This is a genomic window from Pontibacter burrus (genome assembly GCF_010686685.1).
Taxonomy (GTDB): domain Bacteria; phylum Bacteroidota; class Bacteroidia; order Cytophagales; family Hymenobacteraceae; genus Pontibacter; species Pontibacter burrus.
The window spans coordinates 128,647-153,083 of the sequence record NZ_JAAGWD010000002.1 but is presented as its reverse complement, the minus strand read 5'-3'; the positions used below and the strand labels follow the sequence as shown (position 1 = coordinate 153,083).

Genomic DNA, 24,437 nt, shown 5'->3' with positions numbered 1-24,437 from the left:
ATCGTAATATTTGTAAAGGAGTGGGTTTCCATTGCAAGTTCTTGCTCCCGTACTTTAGCAAATTATACTAATGCCATTCATACCTAACAGGCAAAACTCCGACTATTTACCACTACAAGCCAAAGCGCTGCTGCAGGTACTTGTGCAACTCCACACCCCTGAAACTCCGTTGCTGATCGCATCGCAGGCCGGGGAGGTACTGGCTGTCAGCCCGGCTGTTGCTAAGCTTGCTACACCTGATAAGCCTATAAAGGGCACCTCGCTGGTGCATTTATTAGGTATTTCTCCGGAGGCACTTACCTCCGATGTGCAGGGTTATGCTACTTGCGGCCACGAAAAATACACCTATAGTATAAAAACGGTAAAGTACGAGGATGTATCCTTTTTGTATGTTATCCTGGCATCACAAGTCTCCGATAGCAGCCGCATTGAAATAGACGACGACAGCTACCATAATGTATTCGAGAATAGCACCGAGCCGCTCTTTATTTTGGATGGGGAAGGCATTTTTGTTGACTTGAACAAAAAGGCACTGAGCATTATAGGCAAAAAGAAAGCCGCTTTGGTGGGCCAGACAGTTTACCGCAGCTTTAACCTCAACCTGTTTGAGCGAGTTGCCCTTAAAGGCCAATTGCAAATGGTAATGGCCGGCGAGCCGCAAAAGTTTGAGTGGTGGATACAGGACAAAACGTCGGAGCTTTTACCTATTGAGATTTCGCTACGAAAAGGCAGCTTTAAAGGCCACGAGATGATCTTTGGCTCGGCTAAGAACCTTTACGAAGTTGTGGGCACAGAGCAGGATGTCCGTTTCCGTAATCACCAACTGGAATTTGTGAACAACCTGATCACAAACTTATCGGCGGTGGGCAGCCAGCAGGAAGTACTGAAATATACGCTGGACGAACTGCTGGAGAAAAGTGACATTACATGCGGGTGTGTATATACTTACACGCATAGTATAGGCAAGGCAGAGCTGGCATATACTGCCGGTGAAACCGATAATGTCCCGCATCCGGCAATACTTGATATAGATCCTGCACTTGCCCAGCAACTAACCGGCCAGGAGAAACGCCTCGCGCTCACAAACCTTACCCAACTGCTTTCCAATACATTTAAGCGGGAGCTTACGGTTATGCCGGTTACTTCTGATGAGAAGTTACTGGCTGTGCTGTTGGTTTGGCCAGGTGGCAGCACCCACATGACACCTTCGTTCACATCGCTCCTCGATTTTGTTGGCACAGCCATTGGCAACTATATTGCCCGGCACGAACTTATGCTGCAGCTCTCGCACTCCGAGGACAAGTATAAGCTGCTGTTTGATGCCTCGTACGATGCTATTCTGCTTTTCAAAGACTATAAAGTCATTGATTGTAACGAAAAGGCCCTGCAGTATTTCCGTTGCAAGCGCGAAGATCTGGTAAGTGCTACTCCGCTTGAGTTCTCGCCCGAGTTCCAGCCCGACGGTACCCGCTCGAGCGAGAAAATGAAGCAGTACATGGAGCAGATCCTGTCGAACGGTGTACCAATTACTTTAGAGTGGCTGAACATCCGCAAAGATGGCACTTATATAGACTCAGAGATTAACCTGAACCGCCTGCAGATAGACGGCGAATATTACGTGCAGGCTTTTAAGCGCGATATCACACAGCGCAAACAAATACAAAATGCAAGGCGCCGCGAAGAAGTAGCGAAAGAGTCGATGACGCAGTTCCGCAACTTTCTGGATAAAGTAAACCTGATTTACTATAGTCTGGATGTGAACGGTAACCTGCGATACGCGAACGACTATTTCCTGAAGTATGCAGAATATGAGATCGATGAGCTGATCGGCAAAAGCTTTTACGAAGTACTTGTACCTGAGCACGAGCGTGAACAACGCTTACAGGAATACATAAACTCGATCAATACCCGCCAGCTCAATACATATTACGAGCGAAACATTATCTCCAAGTCAGGACAGCTGAAGACAATACGCTGGAACAGCATGTTGGAAATTGGTCCGGATGGGGAGATTATAGGCGTTACCAGCGTTGGTAAAGACATGACCGACAAGCGTATCGCGATGGAGGCCCTGAAGGACAACAAGATACGCCTGCAGGACATCTTCGATAACGCACACGACCTGATCCAGAACATCTCGGTCGACAACAAATTCATCTTCGTAAACAAAGCCTGGAAAGACCGACTGGGCTATACCGACGAAGACATTGAATCGCTTACCCTGAACGACATTGTACACCCTTACTATAAGGCCAAGCTGATATACCAGCTGCGCAACCTGTACAAGGGCGAGAATGTGAACAAGATCGAAACCGTGTTTCTGACCAAGGCAGGAAAACCGGTTCACCTTATAGGAAGTATTACCTGTAGCTGGCAGGACAACCGGCCTGTGGCCACACGTGCCATTCTGCACGATATTACGGACCGCATTAAGGCGGAGCGCCTGCAGAAAGTATACTATAGTATCGCCAACCTGGCCATCAGCAGCAAAGACCTTAACTCACTTTACAGTGCCATACACCGTGAGCTGAGCAAGATCATTGAGACGCGCAACATCTACATTGCCCTCTGCGACCATAAGCATACTTACCTGCACTTTGCATACCTGGTAGACCAGTACATAGATAAAACAACACAAACACAGGCGCGCCGGCCATTCACAAGAGGCTTGTCGGAATACATTATTGAAACCGGTAAGCCGCTTTACATGCAAAAGCAGGAGTTATTGGCCCTTGCTGAGCGCGAAAAACTAACTGTACGGGGCACTATTCCGGAAGTAATTCTATGTTCTCCGCTGGCTATCGGCGACCGCATCATTGGGGTGATCACGTTGCAGGATTACCAGAACCCGGATGCTTATGTGCATACTGACATCGAGATACTGCACTTTATCTCGAACCAGGTGGCGCTTGCCATCGAGCGTAAGAGCAACGAAGAGCAGATCAACAATCAAAACGCAAAACTGAACGCGATCTTTGAGAGTGGTACCCACCACATGTGGTCACTTAACCGGAATTTTGAGCTTACTTCGTTTAACCGCAACTTCTCCAGTACTTTCGAGCATCGCACGGGTAAATCGCTGGAGCTGTTTAATAAGCTAACAGAAACCCACCTGATAGACAATCATGAGTTTACATTCGACTTCTGGAGACAGAAATACGAAGAAGCTTTTAAAGGAAATCCACAGCACTTTGAAGTTTACCTGCATGAGCCTGAAAGCTGGCGCGAGGTTTTCCTGAACCCGATCTATTTAGAAGATGGCACTTTTGAAGAAGTATCAGGTATTGCACTGGATATCACAGATAAGAAGAGGTCTCAGATAGCTCTTGCACAGAATGAAGAGAAGTTCCGAAACATCTTCGAGTCTTTCCAGGATGTGTATTACAGAACTTCTTTAAAGGGACCGCTGGAACTGGTGAGCCCTTCGGTTAAACAGGTATTAGGTTATGCGGAAGAAGAAGTGCTGGGTAAGGACATCACCTTCCTGTATGTTCATCCTGAAGAAAGAATCAGGATGCAGCAGTATGTGGTGGACCAAAAGGTTATCCGGAACTACGAGATCCAGATGTACCGTAAAGATGGTGCCCAGATAACTGTAATGGCCGATGCCCGCGTGATCTATGACAAAAAAGGAAAGCCGGAAGCATTAGAAGGCGTTATTCGTGATGTAACAGAGCTGAAGCGTACGCAGATTGAGTTACTGGAAGCTAAAGAGGAAGCAGAGCACCTGTTAAAAGCCAAAACACAATTCTTGGCTAACATGAGCCACGAGCTACGCACACCAATGAATGGTATTATAGGCATGATCGACCTGCTAAGCCATATCAACACAGACCCGGAACAGGAGGAATACATCGACACCCTGCGTAAGTCGTCGGATGCGCTGTTGGCTATACTGAACGATATACTTGACCTGAGCAAGATACAGGCAGGCAAACTAGTGCTGCACGAGAGTAGCGTAGACCTGCACGATACGTTAGGTAAAATATACTCCCTGTTTGCCAACCGGGCACAGCAGAAAGACCTTACGTTTACCTATAACATTTCAGAAGACACGCCGCGTTATGTGCTCACAGACGAAACCAGGCTGTTGCAGGTGTTATCGAACCTTACATCAAACGCGATCAAATTTACCAATGCCGGCGAGGTAAGCATTAGTGTAACCAGCAACCTGCTCAACCAGAAAAAAGAGGAATACATGCTGCATGTGCGGGTTAAAGACTCTGGTATTGGCATCAGTCCTGAAGACCAGTTGCTCCTGTTCACGGACTTCACCCAGCTCGATAACTCCTCTACCAAAACGTTTGGCGGCACAGGGCTTGGGTTGGCTATTTCGAGGCAGCTTACCCATATTATGGGTGGTGAAATCGGGGTGGAATCTAAGGAAGGTGATGGCAGTACCTTCTGGTTTAAAATAAAGGTGCGTAAAGCCGGAGAGGCCGCTGTAAAAGAACAGCAGTTGCGCATACTGGAAATGAACGCCGAAGTGGAAGTGCTGGAAAATAGCCCGTATGTACTGCTGGTAGACGACAACCAGATAAACCAGAAAGTAGCCCAAAAACAACTGGAGCGCCTGAACTGCCGTACCGACATTGCCTCGAATGGCTTTGAAGCCATCGACCTGGCTACTACCAACAACTATAACATCATCTTTATGGATATACAAATGCCGGAAATGGATGGTGTTACAGCGACGAAACACATAAAAGAAAAACTTGGCGATGTCTGCCCTCCTATCGTGGCCATGACGGCCTATTCGATGAAAGATGATGCGGACAAGTTTATGGGGCAGGGCCTGGATGATTACGTATCGAAGCCGGTGAAAAGCAAAGACCTACTGGGCGTGATCAGTAAATGGGAGAAACCGGAATGGTATGGGCATGAAGAACTACCTGAGACCAGTGCCATAAAAGCCATTGAAACCGAAGGGGCCGAAACAGTACACCAGGATATTATAAACGAGGAGGTGGTGGAGCAGCTGAAGCAGATCGGTGGCGAGGATTTTACCAAGCAATTGTATGAAGAGTTTGAGCAGGAAGCCGCAGAATTGCTAGAGGAAGCCAAAAAAGACCTCCAGACACAACATTACAAGAGTATTTTAAGTACATTGCATCAGCTAAAAGGAACCGGCTTTACGTTGGGCATTAACCAGCTTGCCGAGCTTGCCAAACAGCTGGAACACGACATTAAACAAGACAAGTTTGAGCGCGTGCACGAAAACTTCGCTAAACTGCTCGAACATTACGAGAACTATCGAAAAGTATATAAGGAAATTATCATCTAACCCACACCTATGGCAGAGACCAAAACAATCTTGATAGCAGAGGATAGCTCTGTTATTCTGAACCTGACAAAAAAGATACTGGAACTGCAAAACTACAAGATCCTGACCGCTAAGAACGGTGGCGAGGTGATCAAATCCGTAGAGAACAACAAGATCGACGCGATTCTGATGGACCTTAACATTCCGATCAAGAACGGTATGGACTGCACCCGTGAAATCCGCGCGAGCAAGAATAAAGACATCGCCAATATTCCGATCATTGCTGTTACAGGTAATGCTAACAACTATAGCATGGAAGACTTTAAGGAAGCCGGAATAAACGCATACCTGCCTAAACCGCTTGATTTCGATATGCTGGTACAAACCGTAAAGGAGTACACTAACAGGTAAATGGAGCTGAAGTACACGCGGCCTTTTTTAAATAAGCTGGAGGATATTTTTGCAGAGTCGGATTTTGTGCTGCGTTACGAGAAAGGCAATTTTAAAGCCGGCTACTGCGTGCTGAAGGATATGAAAGTGGCGGTGGTAAATAAATACTATAGCCTGGAAGGCAAAGTAAACTGCCTCTATGACATCCTTCGCTCAATTTCTATAGATGAGAGCCGCCTGAGCGAAAAAAACCGGCAGCTATACCACGATATCCGAAACCAGGAAGCAAAGTAATTGAAAGTAACACTGTTAGGTACGGGAACCTCGCAGGGTGTGCCTGTGATCGGGTGCAACTGCGAGGTTTGCCGTTCTGTGGACTACCGGGATAAACGCCTGCGCGTTTCTGTGCACCTGCAGATAGGCGACAAAAGCTTCATAATTGATTCTGGTCCTGACTTCAGGCAGCAGGCCCTGCGTGAGCGTATCCGCACCTTAGATGCTATCCTATTTACTCACGAACACAAAGACCACACTGCCGGACTGGACGATATCCGTGCCTATAATTTCAGCCAGCACAAAGACATGCCGCTATATGGCGAAGAGCGCGTGCTGGAACAACTGAAACGCGAGTTTGCCTACATCTTTTCAGGAATTCAGTACCCGGGCATTCCAAGGGTACAGCTCAATCCTATTTCCGAAGAGCCCTTTGAAGTTGAAGGTGTAAAGTTCATACCTATCCGGGTAAAGCACTACAAGCTACCGGTGCTCGGCTTCAGAGTAGGCGACTTCACTTACATCACCGATGCTAATTTTATCTCGGAAGAAGAGATGGACAAGGTGCGTGGCTCAAAAGTTATAGTTCTCGGTGCCTTGCGTAAAGAACCCCATATCTCCCACTTCTCGCTGCAGGAAGCGATAGACGTACTAACCGAACTAAAACCCGAAAAAGCCTACCTGACACACATCAGCCACCTGATGGGTCTGCATCGCGAAGTAGAACAGGAACTACCAGATTTCATACGCCTCGGCTACGACGGCCTGCAGATTGAGCTATAGTTTAATTTTAGACTATTTGATTTTTGACAAGGGACAAAAGACGCGTAGAGCAAGTAATTCAATCAATAAAATTCTGTCCTTTGTCTTTTGTCTAAATTTCCTTTGTCATAAGTATATGCACCAGAACTACCATTTTTTACAACATCTTTCAGCGCGGCTTAAGCAGGAGTTGGTGGGCTTGGAGATCGTTACCTGCTTCAGCCAGAATAAGGATGAGCTGGTGATTGGTTTTGCTGATGGAGAAAAGGAGTTCTACATACGTGCCGGCTTAACAGCACACTTTTCGGCGCTTTCGTTTCCGGATGATTTTAAGCGGGCGCGGGCCAATAGTGTGAACCTGTTTAAGCAGATGATCGGGCAGACAGTACAGGATGTGGTGCAGCATCGTAACGAGCGTAGCTTTTACCTCCAACTGACCGACGACATGCTGTTGCTGTTTAAGTTGTTTGGTAACCGCTCTAACATTGTGCTGTACCAGCATGGCGAGCCACTGCACCTGTTCCATAAAAAGTTTGCTGCCGATGCTGAACTGAACCCGCTGGAAATGCACCGGACTTTGCCACAGAACTATAGCGCTTTTGAAAATGCTGATGGTAACCTGCGCAAACTATACCCTACTTTTGGTGAACTACCTGCCGAGTACCTAGAAGAACGAAACTATAGTTCGGCCACGCTGGAAGAGAAATGGGAACTGGTGCAGGAAATGCTGGAGCAGTTAGATAATCCGGATGCGTATTACATAATAAGGTACAAAGGCAAGCTGCGTCTATCGTTGCTGCAATTGGGCGAGGTAGTCTATAGTTACCCAGACCCGCTGGAAGCCTTGAACAACTATACGCGCCTGTACTTATCAGAAACCGGTTTTACGCAGCAGTATGAGCAGGCTAAGCAGCAGCTTACCAAACGGCTGAATGGCTCTAAAACTGTTCTGGAACAGGCCACGCAGCAACTACAGGAAATGCGCGGCAACCGTTCTTACTCCCAGACCGCCGACATTTTAATGGCCAACCTAACCAACATTCCGCCGCAGGCCGAAGAAGTAGAGCTCTACGATTTTTATAACGACCAGAACCGCACCTTTAAGCTAAAGCGTAACGAAACACCACAGAAGCAGGCCGAGAAACTATACCGCAAAGCCAAAAACCAGCACCTCGAAATTCAGCAACTGGAAGAAAAGGCCGAACGCAAAATGGAAGAGATCATTTTGCTGGAAGATGCCTTAAATGCCTTGGCCGAAGTAAAGAACTATAAGGAGCTGAAGGTTTACCTGCGTGAGCACGCCCATCTGCTTTCATCAAAACAGCAGGCGCAGCAACAGTCGCCGTTCCGGGTATTTGAAACCGAAGGCTTTAAAATTCTGGTAGGCAAAAGCTCGCAGAACAACGACGAACTGACCCAACGCCATACTTATAAGGATGATATGTGGCTGCACGCCAAAGATGTATCAGGCTCGCATGTGGTAATCAAGCACCAGGCTGGAAAAACAATACCTGTAACGGTGCTGGAAAAAGCGGCACAGCTGGCTGCCTATTACTCTAAACGCAAGCAGGATTCCCTTTGCCCGGTTATTTATACGCCTAAAAAATGGGTGCGTAAGCCAAAGGGTGCGCCTGCCGGTGCTGTAGTTGTAGAGCGCGAGAAAGTGTTGCTTGTTAAGCCCGAAAACCCTTTCGAGAAAAGAAAATAGCCGTAACTCGTTAAAGCTACGGCTATCAGAAAGTGCGCGCGGGGAGATTCGAACTCCCACACCCGTAGGGCACCACCCCCTCAAGATGGCGTGTCTACCAGTTTCACCACGTGCGCAGGTAAAAGTAGGATGCAAAAGTAAAGAGCGGTGTGCACATATCCAAATCCCAGCTCAGGTGTACTACAAAAAATAAAGCAACTGATTCTGTACTATAGTTTTATAGTTTGAGGCAAGGTAAATCGTAACCCAACGTAGGTTCTTCGGCCCTGCAGCGGCGCATAGTTGTATTCGGTATCAAACGTATAGTTATGCGGATTATCTATAGTTATGTGCTTGTCAAACGGGTCGAAAGGGCGCATGAGGGGGTGCTTTGGCATGAAGTTGAAAATGTTTTTCACGCCAGCGTATAGTTCCAGCTGGTTACCCAGCGCTTTGCTAAGCTGCACGTTCTGCAAGGTAAACCAGGGCGACTTATCTGGCCTGAAATCGTGTTCCTGAACAGGCAGGTGCATCGGCCCCTTCACACTTCCGGTATAGTCTATAGTTAGTCCAGCGTTTCTGAAGATATACGAGGCCGCAAACGTTGCGGAAAAGTTTGGGGCATGCAGTTGTGGTACCCGCTCCTCTCTCCCATCCCCGGTTTTATTAACCTGGTAAACCTTCATCAGCGTAATACCAGCATTCAGTTTCAGCGGAAAGGAAAATGCTGCTTCCACATCCAATGCAGCTCCTTTCGACACTGCATGCCCGCTCAGGTTATCGTAAATGATCAGGTCGTTATCCGACATAAAATCAGCTACAATTTTGTTGGTGAAGTAAGTATAAAAGGCAGATCCCTCCAGCTCTACATAACCTCCGGTCAGGTTTATATAGCGGTTATAGTTCAGGTTAACATTATATGATCGTTCCGGCTTCAGTTCGTTTCTGATAACTATAGTTCGGGCACCGGTTAGCGCGGCATGGTCTTCGGTAAAAAGATTTACTACCCGATAGCCATTCCCCAGGCTCAGTCGCAATGTGTTGTCATCATCAGGGCTCCATTTCAGGTTCAGGCGTGGCGTAAGAATGCTGCCGTGCTCGGAGTTATAGTCGTAGCGCAGTCCGGTTAATAGCGTTATAGTTGGCGAAAACCTGTATTCGCTCTGCATAAAAGCGCCAGGCAGGTAAGTGTTTGCAGGTTCGGTTTCATCGGGTGTTCCTGTAGCGGGCGTGTTATCGTCGTAATAGGTATAGCGGTAGGCCGCGCCGGCCAGCAGGTTATGCTTTTCGTTCAGTTGCCTGTTCCAGACCAACTGGCCAAATAAAACACGTTGGTGGCCTTTATAGAGTGTGTTGCCGTAAGCCGAGTTTTGAAGGTGGTCGTTGTAAGAATAGCTGAACGTTACCTGCTCCGGTACAGGCAGCTGGTAAGCGCCCAATACCTCATAGCGCCTTGTGTATACTGATTCGCCGTAAATACTATCGCGTGCCCTGAAAGCCGGTATCCATTGCATTTCGCCGCCAAAGCGATCCTCGTAGTAATAGCGCAGGGCCACATCGGCAATTTTACTGCTCTGGCGGGCCAAGCTCCATTTATTGAAAACCGAAACCCGGTGCTGCAGCGGTACATCCGTAAAGTTATCGTTGTTCACATCGCGCCTGTCTCCGAACCGGAAATAATTAGTACTAACTATAGTTGATGCTGCACCAAACTTCTTACTTACGCCTACATCCGCATTCAGCTCTTTATGCGAACTATAGAACACGTCGGCTGTAAGGGTAGGTGCCTTTGCCGGACTCTTCGTGATCACGTTGATCAGGCCAGCCACCGCTTCTGAACCATATAGTGTAGAAGCCGGTCCTTTTACAACTTCAATGCGCTCAACCAGGCTATTCGGAATTCCACTCAACCCATATACCGTTGAAAGTGCACTCATAATGGGCATACCGTCTATCAAAACCATGGTATAAGCGCCTTCCATGCCGTTTATATGGATATCGCCGGTGCCACACACGTTGCAGTTTATTTGCGGCTGCACGCCGTTCACTATTTCCAACGCTTCAAACAAAGCTGGTGTCGGGTTCTTCCGGAAATAGGCTGGGGTATAAATCTCAACCGGTACCGGAGATTCCGACAAATAGGTTTCGCGCATGGTGCCTGTAACCACTACTTCCTGTAGCCTTGCATCACTTTTCTCTAACGGCACTTGCAGCTGAGTTTCCTCACCCGATTCTATAACTATAGTTTGCTTAAACTTCCTGAACCCTACCGCCGACACTACTATCGTATAGTTTCCGGCAGGCACCTGTTTCAGCTCAAACTTGCCATCTACGTCTGCTGTTGCACCTAAAGTTGTCCCTTCCAAGCCTATGCTTGCAAAACCGACTGCTTCTGCCCCACTTCTGATGGTTCCTTTCACGTTTCCGTTTTGCGCAAAGGCTGCTGCAGAAATAGTAACTATAAAGAGAGTAGTAAACAGTTTAATCATAGCTTAACATCATTCAACAATCACACAAACTTAAATATATTTTTAGATTACCCTAAATAATAAACGGCTATATATTTAAATCGTTGCTGAATGGGTTAAAGCAACTATAGACTACTTGTTTAATAAATACAATTATTGATTTTAAACTGCATCTGAAACAGGAGCATACAGTGGGAAAAGAAAGTATATAAATTTTGTAGAACTATTTTATTTGCTGCTGATGTTGCAAATCCGACAGCCTTTTATTCCTGTGGTTATTACACTGTGCGAAGATCAGGATTCAGAAAGTTATGTTAGGACTTATCAGAGTTGGTGCGTAACTTTAACACGAAGCCGCAAGTTGTAAGGCTGCCCGTTAGCACAAAGGTAAAAGTACAAAACGAGATATGAGTATAGCTATAAACGGATTAACGAAAGCATTTGGCAATAAGCAAGTGCTGCAGGAACTGAACCTGAACATTGAAGCTGGCCAGTGCTACTGTTTGTTAGGGAAAAACGGCGTTGGTAAAAGTACTTTCCTGAACGCTATACTCGATCTGATAAAACCCGATGCTGGCTCTGTTTCCCTTTTTGGTAAGGACTATACTAGCAGCCCGCTTGATGTAAAGCAGAACCTGGGCGCTTTGTGCGAGGATAATCCGCTGATAGAGGAGTTTACCGGTCTGGAGTATCTGAACTTTGTAGCCAAACTATACCACCTGCCAACCACTGAAGCAGCGGAGCGCATCAAAAGTCTCACAAACTATTTCTTTACCGATCAGGAGTCGCTGCACAAGAACATTGCCGGTTACTCCACCGGCATGAAAAAAAAGATCGGCATTGCAGCAGCCATTCTTCACAAACCACAGGTGCTGATCCTGGACGAGCCCTTTACCGGCTTGGACCCCATTGCAGCGCAGTTGCTGGTTAAACTTATCCGCAGCTATACTACGCCAAACCGCGTGGTACTGATCTCGTCGCATGACCTGAACTATGTAGAGCGTATTGCCACACACATTGGCGTACTGAACGACGGCCAGCTGATGTACAATGGCTCGCTACAGGAGTTTACCATGAACGGCGAAAACCTGATAGATCAGGCACTATTCCAGCTGCTTACCCCACACCATCAAACCGCCGAAGCCGACTTCGAGTGGATGCTTAATTAAGTTTAAGAGTTAAAGAATTATAGAGTTTAAGATTAACGGATAACTCTATAACTCTATAACTCTCTAACTCCCAAAATCTTAAACTATAAATAATGGATTTAGTACTGTTTGCGCTTAAAGCCAGACTCGACGGATTTTTCAGGCAGAATAAACTACAGCGCGTATTGCTGCTAGGCGGAGGCATTGTGCTGTCCGGGTTTTATGGCTGGCTGTTTTCGTATATGCTGGAGCAGGCGCAGAACGGTGGCGTTACAACGGTAACTGAAGTTATCCAATACATCAACCTTTTTGTGCTGGGTGTAACTATAATCCGTGGCTTTTTCCCGACTTACGTTCCTAAACTCGATCTTATTCCACGCCTGTATCCGGTAAAACCTGTCAGGCGCTTTTGGGTGGAGCTGCCCGTGGAGCTGTTTTCACCTTTCAATTTCATACTGGTCAACTTCCTTTTCCTGCTGTTTATTCTTGCACCTGCCTATACGTTGCTGCACCTGCTTCAAAGCATTATGGTATTGCTCACGGCGCATGTTACTAAGCGTTCGCTGCAGGTAATGGTCGAGCGTAAAATGCAGTGGATTGGCCTAAACTTTATTTCTGCGGCTGTGTTGGCTGGCGGGTTTGTTGCATTACAGGCACGCTTGCCCATGTTTAACCCTGCAGCAAGCTGGCTGGAACTGGTGGTACATATTGTCTCGCTGGGACTGTTTTTAGGTGCGAATTATTTCTTAGAACTGGCTGCTTTTGAACCGAAGCGTAAGGTAGTAAACTATAGCCAGAACAAGCACCGCAGTTTAAGTTGGCGTTTATTTAAAAACTCAAAGCAAGCACGTCAGTTATTGCTTTTTGCTTTTGCCCTGAAACTGATTATACTCGGTGCAGATGCCGCACTTTATACAGCCAAGGGTATTCACATTTACGAAAAGAACCTCACAATCTGGATATTCTTTGGCCCTGCTATAGTTTATAGTTATGTCTTCAACAACATCTGGGGCTTTTATAAAAACCTGTGGCTTACAGTAGAACGCACAGGAGGTAGCATAAAGGATTTCCTGCGCTCAAGCCTGATACCGTTGCGTGTCCCATTACTGATAGATGCAGCCATACTGGCCGTTTATGTAGCATTCTTCAATCACCAGGATGCCCTGTTTATTTTGGTGATGTATGCGGCCTCCGTGATGGTACTTACACCGCTGGGTATAGTTGCTTCCTTTATAAGCCCGAAGGTGGTGAAAGGCAGCATTATGAGCTTCAGTGCCAAAACCTCTTACCTGTACAACATGCTTTCGCTGCTACTGGTGGGCTTGTTGCTTTTACCGCTACTGCACAACATTCTGTTCCTGATTTACCCTGTAGTGATTGGCGTAACCCTATTTGCTATGGTAGCTGTACTTAAGGAAAACAGAAAATACAAGCACGAGATGTTCGGCAAACTTTTTAAAGCTGATGCTTAATTCGAAGCACGACATACAACTTCAAATTCTGGGAATGCTCAAGGACTCCCCTTTTATTTTTTAAGTTTTTCAAGAGAGCCGTGATACTTGACACGTGCTACCTGAAACGAAAGATAAATCCTATCTTTGCAGCTATAGTTTAGAGCAAAACAGATGAAAGACAAGGTAGTATTGATCACGGGTGGCACATCAGGAATAGGCAAGGCCTGTGCTTTTGCATTCGGTAAAGCTGGTGCAAAAGTAGCTGTATCGGGCCGTAACCAGCAGAACCTGGACCAAACCAGTCAGGAACTAAGAGCAGCTGGCATCCAGAATGTAGCCATTAATGCCGATGTTAGCATTGAAGCTGATTGTCAACGCATGGTACAGGAAACTGTAGATCACTTTGGGAGGCTGGATGTACTGATCAATAATGCCGGTATTTCGATGCGCGCCCTGTTCCAGGACCTGGAGTTGGACGTGATTCGCAAGGTGATGGACATTAACTTCTGGGGCACCGTGTATACTACCAAATTCGCGCTACCTCATATCATGGCTGCCAAAGGTTCTATCATCGGTATTTCTTCTATCGCGGGTTATCGTGGTTTGCCGGCTCGTACCGGTTACTCGGCATCCAAATTTGCCATGCATGGCTTCCTGGAAACGCTCCGCACTGAGATGCTGCACAAAGGCGTGCATGTATTGGTAGCCTGTCCGGGTTTTACAGCATCTAATATCCGCAACACGGCACTGGCAGCCAACGGCCAGCAGCAGAGCGAATCACCGCGCGACGAAGGCAACATGATGACCGCCGAAGAAGTAGCAGACCAGATCCTGAAAGCAACTATAAAACGCAAACGCGACCTGGTCATGACCTTCCAGGGTAAGCTCACTGTGTTCCTGAACAAGTGGCTACCCGGCCTGACCGACAAACTGGTTTACAATGTAATGGCCAAAGAAAAGGATTCGCCGCTTAAGTAGATTTCAGATAAAAGACAATTTGACAAAGGACAAAGGAATTCAACTATATGAAGTCTTTTGTCCTTTGCCATTTAGTCCGATGCAAAAAAACCTAAGGTAACTGCAGCAGGTTATTTTTGCGGATGTAAGCCTTCTCGCCTTTCCACTTTATTTCGTACCAGATATCCTGCTCGCCGGTAATGGGTACTTTGTGCCCCTGCGACACGGTAGCCAGCCAGTTTGCACCCGCTGATGGCGCCGACATGATAGCCACCTGATCATTCTTGATAATGCCGCCACGCCCCAGGTTCAGGAAGTTGATGTAGTAGAGGATAAACAGCAAATACAGCACAAAACCAGTTTTAAACTGATTTGTAAACTTATGTCCCTTCCGCCAGCTCACCACCATTACGGTAGTTGTAACCACGGCTGCCAGCAGCATCAGCTCCAGAATACGCATGTAATATTTACTGAACTGTGTTTTAAAGAACTGCAGGTCGTTGTATTCATAGCCGCTTAGCCGGTGCGTTTGTGCCAGCTCTTCCATTTTCTTTAATACAGAGCGGCTGGGCTGTTTGGTATAGAACAGGTGCAGGTAATACATGGCACCGGTATAATCGCGAAGGCCCTCTTTAATATAAGCCATTTTAAGCAGCATGCGCGGAGAATATTGCTCCTCTTCCGTTAAAATCTGCTCATAAAGGGTAAGGGCTTCGGTATAATGTTGCTGTGAGAACAAAGAATCTGCTTTGGCGTACGCAGATTTATGTTCCTGACTATAAGCTGGTTTAAAAAACAGGAACAAAAAAACAGCTGAAAAGACAGATATTTTGAACCAAAGATTTTGCATTTAATCAGATTGCTGTTACTTTTGCATCGCAATTAAGGGAAACGCCCTTAGCACTGCAAGTTACTAAAAGATTCCGTAGCTCAGCTGGTAGAGCAATACACTTTTAATGTATGGGTCCTGGGTTCGAATCCCAGCGGGATCACTTTTAAGAGCGAGAGCCTTTTCCGAAAGAGAAGGCTTTTTGTTTCTAACACCTGCAACGGTAGCAGTAAAAATAAAAGCTGAAAATTAAGTTTGATTTTTAAAACAAAGCTTCTACTTTTGCACTCCCTTTCAGGGTAACAAGCAGTACCGATTCCGTAGCTCAGCTGGTAGAGCAATACACTTTTAATGTATGGGTCCTGGGTTCGAATCCCAGCGGGATCACAAGATAAAAAGCCACTCGTAACTGAGCGGCTTTTTTTGTTTTTGCCTGAATCTTTAAATAGGGCCTCTACCCCAAGGATTTTCAGGATTAATGGACTAGGATTTGCGCTATAGTTATTATAGTTAGCAAACACACCCCTGCCCCTCTCAAGAGGGGAATTCTGTTATTGCTATAGTTAGAGCTATGGTTCTATAGTTGGGTAATCCAACCACCCCTAACCCCTCCTTGTCTAAGGCGGGGAATTTTCTGCTATGACTATAGTTTGCGCTATAGTTCTATAGTTGGTGGTAGTCATCCCCGTAACCTTTCAAAGGGGGACTTTCTGCCTTTGCTATAGTTTGATTTATAGTTCTATAGTTACTTTTTCAAACCACCCCTGCCCCTCAGAGCTGCTCTCGCTACCTTTGAACTCTCGTTCTTAGTAGTCCAAGGAGAGGAACTCTGCTGATGCTATAGTTGAGCCTATAGTCTTATAGTTACAGACAACAAGCAGGCAGGCGCAGCCTGCCCCAAGGAATTACCATCACGGAAAGGCCATGCAACTATAGCCACACAAGTAACTATAGCTGTAGCTATCGAAGTGATCTCAGTCTTTGGGTTGAGCGCCTTTGACTTGTTGCGGTGGCGTAAGCCAATCCGAGGGACGAGGAGAGCAAGAAGGCAGCAGCGCGATGCCCGAAGACGGGGCCCCGCGGCCGTGAGCGCACCAAAGCAACAATGACAACAGTAGGCTGGTAAAGCTCTCAGGATATGAAGTAACTATAGCACGAACTGCTTGTGGAAAGTAGCAACTATAGTCAGCTAAAGAACATATAAGATCCTTCGACTTCGCTCAGGATGACACAGAAGCAACTTCAGGCTGAGATAGATTTCTCGTTACACTCGAAATGACAATAATGTAATGGACATATAAGATGTCTCGGCTAACGCTCGACATGACTATAGACGACAAACAATAGCCTTGTCAATAACTCCCATTATACTTCCTTACAAACCACTCTGCAGTTATCAAAAACAACAACACAAAGAACAACCACTTCAGATCAACAATGTCCCGAATATCTTCAGAGCTGTCGATGATGGGTTTATAGTTGGCTTTTAGGATGTCCTGTTCCAGTTGCTCTAAGGTATTTGGGAAATATAAGTTAGAGCCGGTGTTGCTGGCAAGTTGATAAAGCAGGTTATGATCCGCTACAGCATGCAGTGCTTCTAACTGAAGTTCCTCAACTATAAACTCACCCTTGTCCTGCTGCAGTGAACCGTTGATACGGGCTGTAGCGCTGTAGGTATAGCGACCGCCGGGCAATGTGCCAATGTTTACACCAGATTGGTTTTCACCGTTGGCAAAGGTAAAGGACTTGGTCTGCCCATCTTCATCGCTCAATTTTAGTGTGATGTTCTGACCATAGATCGGCTCTAAAGCTTCGTTGTAGGCTTCGGCTTCAAAAGTAATTTCATCGTTGCTGGTGTAATCGTTTTGGACGGGGTAAACGTTCAGGCGTTTCTTGTTGCGGGGGGCGCTCAGGAGCTGCACCAGGTTGGTGATGAGCTTATCGTACACTACCGGGTTCTGGTTGTTGGCCGCCTCGGCAATGCGCCACTGCCATGTGCCAGATGCCAGCAAGGTGGCATTTCGGATGTTGCCTGCCGTCTGTACTGTTAGCAAAGGCTTGTTGGTGCGCACACGGCCTACCTGTTGGTAAAGTACAGTTTCAGTGTTGGGCGCTACCTGGTAATCGCCGAAAGGCACTGTGGCCGGTGGGTATTGCTGCAGACGCTCGTTGGCTTCGTCAGCCACTTTAAACGTGCTAAAGTTGGGGTTGATGGCCGTCGTTACTTCATCGGCCTGACCGGTAGTATTAACGCGCACGCCCGCGTTTAAACGATTAAAGTTCTGTATGTCGCTTTGCGGACCGAGTATGAACAGGCTTGGGATGTTTTTCTGACGCACCAAATTAAGCGCTGCATCGCCGCCGGCTGTTCTGCCCGGCAGTTGGTGTAAGATGGCCACATCATAATCCTGCTGTTTCAGTTGCGTCAGGCCAGGTATAAAGAGTTCTGTTTCGTAGTTCTCGTTGGTCTCAATGGCAGCGCGCAGGGCGTTTATATCAGGGTGTGGCGCGGCGGCTGCGACCAGAATTTTGATCTTACCTTTTACCACATCAATATAAGCGTGCTTGGTGTTATTTATGGCGGTAAACTCGCCTTGCTGCGGAACTACTTCCACTTCGTAATGGCGCTTGCCCAAACCGCCAGCCATCACCTGAAACGGCACTTGTTGCACTGCCTGTCCTTGTTTTAAAACTATAGTTTTACGGTCTATCGGTTTGCCATTTTCTTTTAAGGTTACGGCTACTGTTCTGCCATCAAAACCCTGTTGCTCCAGCTCTGCTTCCAGCGGAAAACGGTTGCCACTATAGGTTACTTTATTGTACCGCAACGACGCCAGCACAATATCTTTCTTAGCCACCGTATCGCCTACAGCCACCGGGTAAATGTTATAGTTATAGTTGGCATAAGTTGGCGATATGCCCTGGTTCACGATGCCATCCGAAAGCAGCACTACCCCTGCCAGGTTGCGATCGCGGTAATCATCGCGGACGGTCTGTAAAAGCTGGCTCAGGTTAGTGGCTGGCGCTGCAAACTGTAGTTTATCTAAAGATTCAGGTTTAGTGGTATCGCTGAGGGTGCGTATTTCGGTTTCGAAGCCAGCATCTTTTAGTTTGGCAAGTATAGTTTGCAGGCCCTGCTGCGCCTGATTTAGCTGCACCGAATCCGAAAACAACTTTACCGACTGCGAATTATCCATCGCAAAAACTATAGCTGGCTTTATAGTCTCGTTTGTGATATAGCGCACCATTGGCCCCAGCAGCAGGAAGCAAAGAAAGCTCACCACCACAAATCGTAGTGCTGCCAGACTATAGTTTATAGGTTTGGGCCACGGCGCACGTTTGCTGTAAAGCAGCCATGCATACAGCGCCCCCACAACCAGGCAGGCCAGCATCAGCCACGGCGAATAAGTCGTTATTAGTCGGAAACCTGTCAAGTTTATAGTTATGAATTATGAGTGCTTGTACGGCTGTTCTTTAAATTCAACGCGTCCGAACTTGATTTTTGTATCAATAATATCAACGTGTTTAGAAAGCCCGGTTATAGTTACAGCCTGCATGTTATAGCTTACCGTAGCTGGCGCTGTTTTGAACATGCGGGCATACCATTTATAAAAGCCTCCTGTTGGCTGCAAAACTGTTTGGCTTTGCTGCTTAACTACAACTATCATTTCATTCTTTTCCAGTAGCTCAACAGCCCAATCAGCTACCCGCGCCGGGTCATTTATTTCTGAAATAGTAAGCGTATGTTTTCTGGCACCATAAGCACCTATAATGGAGCTAACAACAGGATAAAGAATGAACATAAATCCAACCGATCTCAGGTAATCCAACACAGGTGTTCCGAATTCAAAAATAAGGTACATCACTGTTACAATAAGCAGCATCGCTCCGAACATGAAACCAAAAAATCTAAGGAACATGCTGAATTCGGGTTCGTGCGTATAAGTCTGGGTCTTCATGTATTGGTATAGTATTGTTGAAATGATAACATAGTTCCAACTCAATATAAAACAAAAAGACCAATGCCGCTAACGCAATCGCCGCAACATTGGTCTTTCTATAGTTATCACGAACCTGAAATCAATTCATAATTCGTAATTCATCATTCATAATTCTTAAGTCAGCATGCCGCCATCAACCTGCAGCACCTGGCCGGTTATGTAAGCCGATTGGTCTGAAGCCAGGAACACAGCGCAGTTCGCCACATCTTCCGGGGTACCGCCACGCTTCAGCGGAATCGCCTTTCTCCATTCGTCTACCACCTTCTGGTCCAGCTCGCCGGTCATTTCAGTTTCGATAAAGCCTGGGGCAATAGCGTTGCAACGGATGTTACGCGAACCCAGCTCCAGCGCCACCGACTTGGTAAAGCCAATGCTACCAGCCTTAGAAGCTGCATAGTTTGCCTGGCCTGCGTTTCCTTTAATACCTACCACCGATGTAATGTTGATGATAGAACCAGACTTGGCACGCATCATGTGTTTGGTAGCGCCTTTGGTCAGGTTAAACAGCGATTTCAGGTTGGTGTTGATCACGGCATCCCACTGCTCTTCGCTCATGCGCATCAGCAGTCCGTCGCGGGTAATACCGGCGTTGTTTACCAGAATATCGATCTTTCCGAAGTCAGCGATCACGTCTTCTACCAGCTTATCCGCCTGCGCCAGGTCCGATGCATCAGAGCGGTAGCCTTTTGCTTTGCCACCGTCAGCGCTCAGCTCCTGCTCCAGGGCCTGTCCTTTTTCAACACTTGATAGGTAGGTAAATGCTACCTGCGCGCCCTGTTCCACAAACTTTTGTGCAATGGCACGGCCTATTCCTTTTGATGCCCCGGTTACCAGAGCTACTTTTCCTTCTAATGCTTTCATAAGCACCAAAGTTATAAAAGATTTTTTAATGCAATAATGCAGGCAGGTTTTAGGTTAAACTATAGTTGTGAGATGAGATGGAGAATAGAAGCTACAGCAAGCACAAATTATAGTTGTAAATAATAGTGTCAGGTCAAACGAGTTCAGGCTATAGTTCAGAAACTATAAAGGAGAAACTACAGGTCTTTTATCCTTCATCAAAAATTTCCTTTGTCAAAGTAAGAGGCTCTGGGCGTGCCTGCTCAGCCGTCGGGCTCTCGCGGCTCGCTCTATCCCTCACGCATACTATAGCTTTAAAGTATTAATTTTCAACCTATTAAACCAACAAATAATTAACAACCTGCAACCAGTTTATTAAATAAATTCGAAATAACACCATGCAGCAATTAAACCATCCGTCATTACAGCAATCAAACCTTACAAAATGAGCAGTAGATAAGAGTTATATATTGATATCAGTGAAAAGGATTGCAACATATTTATAATCTGCTTATTGTGTTAGAAAGCATTTTTATTTCTATTGCTTTCAGCATATTTTCGTAACGATTTTTTAATTTTTAGCCACCTAGTAATGTTTAAACGTAGTATCGGACTAGCCACCCTGATAGCTATTGTTCTGTTTGTTTTTATAGCAGCCAAGAATTCAAGCCTTGATAAAGCAAATGCACAAAGTAGCCCTTCCACCGCTTTAAAACCAGCACCCGAACCAGCAAAAAAAGCCCCTGCCCCCATTGTGTACGGCATTCCAACCGACTCGCTGGGGATTGTTGAGGCAACTGTTGCACGCGGCCAGAACCTCTCCGAAATCCTGAGCAACTATAACATCTCGATGGCAACGGTTACAGAGCTGGCAAAAAAATCAAGAGATGTATTTAACGTGCGTCGTATCAATGCCAACCACAACTATACCATCCTGCACCTGCCCGACTCCGGCAAAACAGCACAATATTTTATTTACGAACCCAGCGAAACCGAATATGTCATTTACGACCTGCGCAAAGAGCTAAACATTACACTCGAAAAGCGCAAAGTAGATACCGTAGAGCGCGCCATTGCAGGCATTATCCAGAGTTCACTTTTCACTTCGTTAGTTGAGGCCGGCGGCTCAGCGCAGCTTGTAAACCACTTCGCAGATATTTATGCCTGGCGCCTGGACCTGAACCGCATACAGCCCGGCGATAAGTTTAAAATGATCTATGAAGAGCACATTGTAAATGGCAAAACCATTGGTTATGGCCAGGTAAAGTCAGCTTACTTTGAGCACGAAGGTGAAGAGATCTACGCAATCGGTTATGATCAGGGCAAAGGTGTCGGTTACTATGACCAGAACGGCAAAAGCCTGAAAAGAGCGTTTTTGCGTGAGCCACTGGAGTACAGCCGCGTAAGCTCCCGTTTCTCTAAAAACCGTTTCCACCCGGTACAAAAGCGCTACAAACCACATCTGGGCACCGACTTTGCTGCCCGCACCGGCACACCGATCCGCACAGTTGGCGATGGCGTGGTACTGGAGGCAAAATATACCAGTGGCAATGGCTACTATGTAAAGATCAAGCATAACAAAACCTACACAACCCAGTACCTGCACATGTCTAAATTTGCGAAGGGCATCAAAGCCGGCAAGCGTGTAAAGCAGGGACAGACAATTGGCTATGTAGGCAGCACCGGCTTAGCAACAGGTCCACATCTTTGCTACCGCTTCTGGAAAAATGGCAGACAGGTAGACGCCCTGAAAGTTAAACTACCGGCAGCTGACCCGGTAGGCAAACAGCATTTAACTGCTTTTGAGGAAGTAAAGGAAACAACTATTACCCAGATGCAGGCCATCAACTATACCGGCAAACAGCAGGAACTACTGGCCTCGGGTAAACAGGAACCAGTAAAAGGAGCATAACCCTATCTATAGTGAAACAGCAGAAAAGAGCGCAGCCCGGGTTGCGCTTTTTCTATTTATAGTTGCTATACATTGCAACCAGATTGTCCCCTTGAGGGGACTACAGGGGTGTCAAGGTACAGTCAAAAACAGCAATTCCTTTTATCAAGCATCAGTCTGGTAAAGTAAAAACACCTCTATGGTCCCCTCAAGGGGACAATTCCTATAGTTATATTTCGTAATTTTGCAGCCATTCAATTTAAGATAGAACTATGAGCGAACTAACTCCACTAAGCGAAGTAGGCGAGTTTGGACTTATCAGACGCATAAAAGAGAAAGTGGTGTTACAGCACCCATCCACTATAAAGGGCATCGGCGACGATGCGGCCGTACTGGAGCCGGAAGAAAAGCAACTGGTTGTTACCAGCGACATGCTACTGGAAGGTATCCACTTCGACCTGACCTTCTGCCCGCTAAAGCACTTGGGTTATAAAGCTGTGGCGGTAAACGTGTCGGATATTGCGGCCATGAACGCCAAGCCAACGCAGATAACAGTAAACATTGCCGTGGGCGCACGCTACACGGTAGAAGCCATAGACGAACTATACGAAGGCATCCGTTTAGCCTGCGAGAACTATAAGGTTGACTTAGTTGGAGGCGACACCACGTCATCCAGAACCGGATTAGTTATCAGTATAACAGCGATAGGCGAAGTAGCAAAAGGCGAAGCCGCCATGCGCAGCGGTGCCAAAGTAAACGACCTGATCTGCCTGACCGGAGACATCGGATCAGCCTACATGGGCTTACAGGTACTTGAGCGGGAGAAACAGGCGTTTATGGCCGACCCGGAAATGCAACCACAGCTGGATAAGTATGAATATATAGTTGGTCGCCAATTGAAACCGGAAGCCCGCATGGATGTGATCTACGAACTGAAAGAATTTGGCATTAAACCTACGGCTATGATCGATGTGTCAGATGGGTTGGCTTCGGAGCTGATGCACATTTGCTCGCAGTCGGGTGTAGGCGCAACTATTTACCGCGAAAACCTGCCTGCTGATAACCAGATGCTGGAAGCTGCCATGGAATTTAACTTGGACCCGGTGATGTGTATGCTGAACGGTGGCGAAGACTACGAACTGCTGTTCACCATTCCGCTGGAAGATTACGAAAAGATCAAGAACCTGCCGGATGTAAGCCTGATCGGTAAAATTACAGAGGCCAGTGAAGGAGTTAACTTAGCCAACAAGCACGGCCAGGCTTTCCCACTGAAGGCTCAGGGCTGGACGCATTTTTAGGACCTAATAAACTGATTTGAGAAAAGGAGAAGCTGTACTAGCTTCTCCTTTTTGCTTTCTAGCCTGTCATTTCGAGCGAAGTCGAGATCTCTTCTATGTCTATTACAGTATTGTCATTTCGAACAAAGTGAGAAATCTATCTCAGACTATAATTGCTTCTATGTCATCCTGAGCAAAGTCGAAGGATCTTATATGTCCTATAGTCAACTATAGTTACTACTTGCCACAAGCAGTTCATGTTATAGTTAACTTTTATCCTGGGAGCTTTACCGGCCAATTGTTGCCATAGTTGCTTTGGTGCGCTCACGGCCGCGGGGCCCCGTCTTCGGGCATCGCGCTGCTGCCTTCTTGCTACCCTCGCTGCGCTCGTGCTGGCTGCGCCACCGCAACAAGTCAAAGGCGCTCAACCCAAAGACTGATATCTTTCGATAGCTCTAACTATAGTTTGTTGAATGGCTATTGTTGCATCGCCTTTTCTTGATAGTAGTTCCTTGTGCCAGGCTGCGCCTGCCTGGTTGTGATCTGGAATTATAGCACTACAGCTCAACTATAGCAATGGCAGAAAGTCCCCCTTTGAAGGGGGTAGGGGGATGACTCACGCCAACTATAGAACGATAGCTCAAACTATAACTATAGCAGTAACAGAGAAAACTCTCCACCTTAGACTACCAAGAAGCAATTTCGAAGATAGCAAGCGTAGCTCTGAGGGGTAGGAATGGTTGGACAGCCTTAACTATAAAACAAAAAGGAGAAACCACCAAAGTCTCTCCTTTCTCTATTATCAAAAGTTCCTTTGTCTATAACCCTAATCTTCCGGGTAAGGAATGAACACGAAATTCTGGAACTCGCCGTCTACGACAAACAGGCAGCAGAATTCGTCCGGGTCTTTATAGGCGGCTTTAAAATCTTCGGCACGGTCTTCCAACACCAACTGGCGCTGCATAAAATCTTCCAGGTACGATGCGTTGATGTTCCACTCCAGTGCCAGTTCTTCTTTAGCTAAAAAATTAGAACCAACCGGCACCTGCGTGCGGCTGAACACGAAGATCGGGTACTTGGAAATATTACGTTTGCGCACCTGGTACGATGCTTCTCTTAAAGTTTCGGCTACCACTACAAAATCCTTCGAAATGGTGCCCAGGTATTTACCGTTCAGTTCCGGATCGTTTTCCATGA

16 protein-coding genes and 3 tRNA genes are annotated in these 24,437 nt (G+C 46.6%); 12 read left to right on the top strand and 7 right to left on the bottom strand.

Features of this window, described 5'->3' with window-relative positions:
- Positions 1 to 70 precede the first annotated feature (70 nt).
- The 5 genes from GXP69_RS05310 to GXP69_RS05290 all read left to right on the top strand — a co-directional run bounded on the left by GXP69_RS05310 (position 71) and on the right by GXP69_RS05290 (position 8,396).
- Entirely contained in the window at positions 71 to 5,284 is a 5,214-nt protein-coding gene (locus GXP69_RS05310) for a PAS domain S-box protein (protein WP_163913195.1), read from the top strand.
- A gap of 9 nt (positions 5,285 to 5,293) precedes the next feature.
- Positions 5,294 to 5,674: a response regulator gene (locus GXP69_RS05305; protein WP_163913192.1), complete on the top strand. Its 381-nt coding sequence runs from the start codon at positions 5,294 to 5,296 to the stop codon at positions 5,672 to 5,674.
- Positions 5,675 to 5,947 (top strand): hypothetical protein, encoded by a 273-nt coding sequence (locus GXP69_RS05300; RefSeq protein ID WP_163913190.1) that lies wholly within the window; start codon positions 5,675 to 5,677, stop codon positions 5,945 to 5,947. It begins immediately after the preceding gene.
- Positions 5,948 to 6,709 (top strand): MBL fold metallo-hydrolase, encoded by a 762-nt coding sequence (locus tag GXP69_RS05295; protein ID WP_163913187.1) that lies wholly within the window; start codon positions 5,948 to 5,950, stop codon positions 6,707 to 6,709. It abuts the gene before it with no gap.
- Positions 6,710 to 6,824: 115 nt separating this feature from the next.
- Entirely contained in the window at positions 6,825 to 8,396 is a 1,572-nt protein-coding gene (locus tag GXP69_RS05290; protein WP_163913185.1) for an NFACT RNA binding domain-containing protein, read from the top strand.
- A 33-nt stretch (positions 8,397 to 8,429) separates the two neighbouring features.
- On the opposite strand, the gene GXP69_RS05285 is transcribed toward GXP69_RS05290, so the two are convergent.
- Positions 8,430 to 8,512 (bottom strand) — tRNA-Leu (locus GXP69_RS05285).
- Between the two features lie 93 nt (positions 8,513 to 8,605).
- On the bottom strand, positions 8,606 to 10,864 hold the full coding sequence (locus GXP69_RS05280; RefSeq protein ID WP_163913183.1) for a TonB-dependent receptor: 2,259 nt from the start codon (positions 10,862 to 10,864) through the stop codon (positions 8,606 to 8,608).
- Between the two features lie 386 nt (positions 10,865 to 11,250).
- Between GXP69_RS05280 and GXP69_RS05275 the strand changes: the two genes are divergently transcribed.
- The 3 genes from GXP69_RS05275 (at position 11,251) to GXP69_RS05265 (ending at position 14,423) form a co-directional block, all read left to right on the top strand.
- Positions 11,251 to 12,012 (top strand): ABC transporter ATP-binding protein, encoded by a 762-nt coding sequence (locus GXP69_RS05275; protein WP_163913182.1) that lies wholly within the window; start codon positions 11,251 to 11,253, stop codon positions 12,010 to 12,012.
- A gap of 92 nt (positions 12,013 to 12,104) precedes the next feature.
- Positions 12,105 to 13,463 carry a hypothetical protein gene (locus GXP69_RS05270; protein WP_163913180.1) on the top strand — a complete coding sequence of 453 codons (1,359 nt, stop codon included), beginning with the start codon at positions 12,105 to 12,107 and terminating at the stop codon, positions 13,461 to 13,463.
- Positions 13,464 to 13,616: 153 nt separating this feature from the next.
- Positions 13,617 to 14,423: an SDR family oxidoreductase gene (locus GXP69_RS05265; RefSeq protein ID WP_163913178.1), complete on the top strand. Its 807-nt coding sequence runs from the start codon at positions 13,617 to 13,619 to the stop codon at positions 14,421 to 14,423.
- Between the two features lie 91 nt (positions 14,424 to 14,514).
- Here GXP69_RS05265 and GXP69_RS05260 read toward each other — a convergent pair whose 3' ends face one another.
- Positions 14,515 to 15,207 carry an SH3 domain-containing protein gene (locus tag GXP69_RS05260; RefSeq protein ID WP_235925569.1) on the bottom strand — a complete coding sequence of 231 codons (693 nt, stop codon included), beginning with the start codon at positions 15,205 to 15,207 and terminating at the stop codon, positions 14,515 to 14,517.
- Between the two features lie 114 nt (positions 15,208 to 15,321).
- Between GXP69_RS05260 and GXP69_RS05255 the strand changes: the two genes are divergently transcribed.
- Both GXP69_RS05255 and GXP69_RS05250 read left to right on the top strand, forming a co-directional pair.
- Positions 15,322 to 15,394 (top strand) — tRNA-Lys (locus tag GXP69_RS05255).
- Between the two features lie 151 nt (positions 15,395 to 15,545).
- Positions 15,546 to 15,618, top strand: a tRNA-Lys gene (locus GXP69_RS05250).
- A 965-nt stretch (positions 15,619 to 16,583) separates the two neighbouring features.
- On the opposite strand, the gene GXP69_RS05245 is transcribed toward GXP69_RS05250, so the two are convergent.
- The 3 genes from GXP69_RS05245 to fabG all read right to left on the bottom strand — a co-directional run bounded on the left by GXP69_RS05245 (position 16,584) and on the right by fabG (position 20,093).
- A complete protein-coding gene (locus tag GXP69_RS05245) occupies positions 16,584 to 18,665 on the bottom strand; it encodes a vWA domain-containing protein (protein ID WP_163913174.1) in 2,082 nt (693 codons plus the stop codon).
- A 15-nt stretch (positions 18,666 to 18,680) separates the two neighbouring features.
- On the bottom strand, positions 18,681 to 19,190 hold the full coding sequence (locus GXP69_RS05240; protein WP_163913172.1) for a hypothetical protein: 510 nt from the start codon (positions 19,188 to 19,190) through the stop codon (positions 18,681 to 18,683).
- 156 nt (positions 19,191 to 19,346) lie between these two features.
- Complete coding sequence (fabG, locus tag GXP69_RS05235; protein ID WP_163913170.1) at positions 19,347 to 20,093, bottom strand: 3-oxoacyl-[acyl-carrier-protein] reductase; 747 nt, start codon at positions 20,091 to 20,093, stop codon at positions 19,347 to 19,349.
- Between the two features lie 571 nt (positions 20,094 to 20,664).
- On the opposite strand from fabG, the gene GXP69_RS05230 reads away from it, so the two are divergent.
- Together GXP69_RS05230 and thiL are read left to right on the top strand one after the other, a co-directional pair.
- Positions 20,665 to 21,984 (top strand): peptidoglycan DD-metalloendopeptidase family protein, encoded by a 1,320-nt coding sequence (locus GXP69_RS05230; protein ID WP_163913168.1) that lies wholly within the window; start codon positions 20,665 to 20,667, stop codon positions 21,982 to 21,984.
- Positions 21,985 to 22,235: 251 nt separating this feature from the next.
- Positions 22,236 to 23,261, top strand: coding sequence for a thiamine-phosphate kinase (gene thiL / locus GXP69_RS05225; RefSeq protein ID WP_163913166.1), 1,026 nt, complete (start codon positions 22,236 to 22,238; stop codon positions 23,259 to 23,261).
- An 805-nt stretch (positions 23,262 to 24,066) separates the two neighbouring features.
- Here the strand turns inward: thiL and GXP69_RS05220 are convergent.
- The gene (locus GXP69_RS05220; protein WP_163913164.1) at positions 24,067 to 24,435 is read right to left on the bottom strand and encodes a hypothetical protein; all 369 of its coding nucleotides are present in this window, start codon (positions 24,433 to 24,435) and stop codon (positions 24,067 to 24,069) included.
- Between the last annotated feature and the right edge of the window lie 2 nt (positions 24,436 to 24,437).

What these genes read in the sequence shown, in the direction of transcription:
- GXP69_RS05310 (WP_163913195.1), top strand. Translation starts at nt 71, where the DNA reads ATGCCATTCATACCTAACAGGCAAAACTCCGACTATTTACCACTACAA.
- GXP69_RS05305 (WP_163913192.1), top strand. Translation starts at nt 5,294, where the DNA reads ATGGCAGAGACCAAAACAATCTTGATAGCAGAGGATAGCTCTGTTATT.
- GXP69_RS05300 (WP_163913190.1), top strand. Translation starts at nt 5,675, where the DNA reads ATGGAGCTGAAGTACACGCGGCCTTTTTTAAATAAGCTGGAGGATATT.
- GXP69_RS05290 (WP_163913185.1), top strand. Translation starts at nt 6,825, where the DNA reads ATGCACCAGAACTACCATTTTTTACAACATCTTTCAGCGCGGCTTAAG.
- GXP69_RS05280 (WP_163913183.1), bottom strand. Translation starts at nt 10,864, where the DNA reads ATGATTAAACTGTTTACTACTCTCTTTATAGTTACTATTTCTGCAGCA.
- GXP69_RS05275 (WP_163913182.1), top strand. Translation starts at nt 11,251, where the DNA reads ATGAGTATAGCTATAAACGGATTAACGAAAGCATTTGGCAATAAGCAA.
- GXP69_RS05270 (WP_163913180.1), top strand. Translation starts at nt 12,105, where the DNA reads ATGGATTTAGTACTGTTTGCGCTTAAAGCCAGACTCGACGGATTTTTC.
- GXP69_RS05265 (WP_163913178.1), top strand. Translation starts at nt 13,617, where the DNA reads ATGAAAGACAAGGTAGTATTGATCACGGGTGGCACATCAGGAATAGGC.
- GXP69_RS05240 (WP_163913172.1), bottom strand. Translation starts at nt 19,190, where the DNA reads ATGAAGACCCAGACTTATACGCACGAACCCGAATTCAGCATGTTCCTT.
- fabG (WP_163913170.1), bottom strand. Translation starts at nt 20,093, where the DNA reads ATGAAAGCATTAGAAGGAAAAGTAGCTCTGGTAACCGGGGCATCAAAA.
- GXP69_RS05230 (WP_163913168.1), top strand. Translation starts at nt 20,665, where the DNA reads ATGTTTAAACGTAGTATCGGACTAGCCACCCTGATAGCTATTGTTCTG.
- thiL (WP_163913166.1), top strand. Translation starts at nt 22,236, where the DNA reads ATGAGCGAACTAACTCCACTAAGCGAAGTAGGCGAGTTTGGACTTATC.
- GXP69_RS05220 (WP_163913164.1), bottom strand. Translation starts at nt 24,435, where the DNA reads ATGGAAAACGATCCGGAACTGAACGGTAAATACCTGGGCACCATTTCG.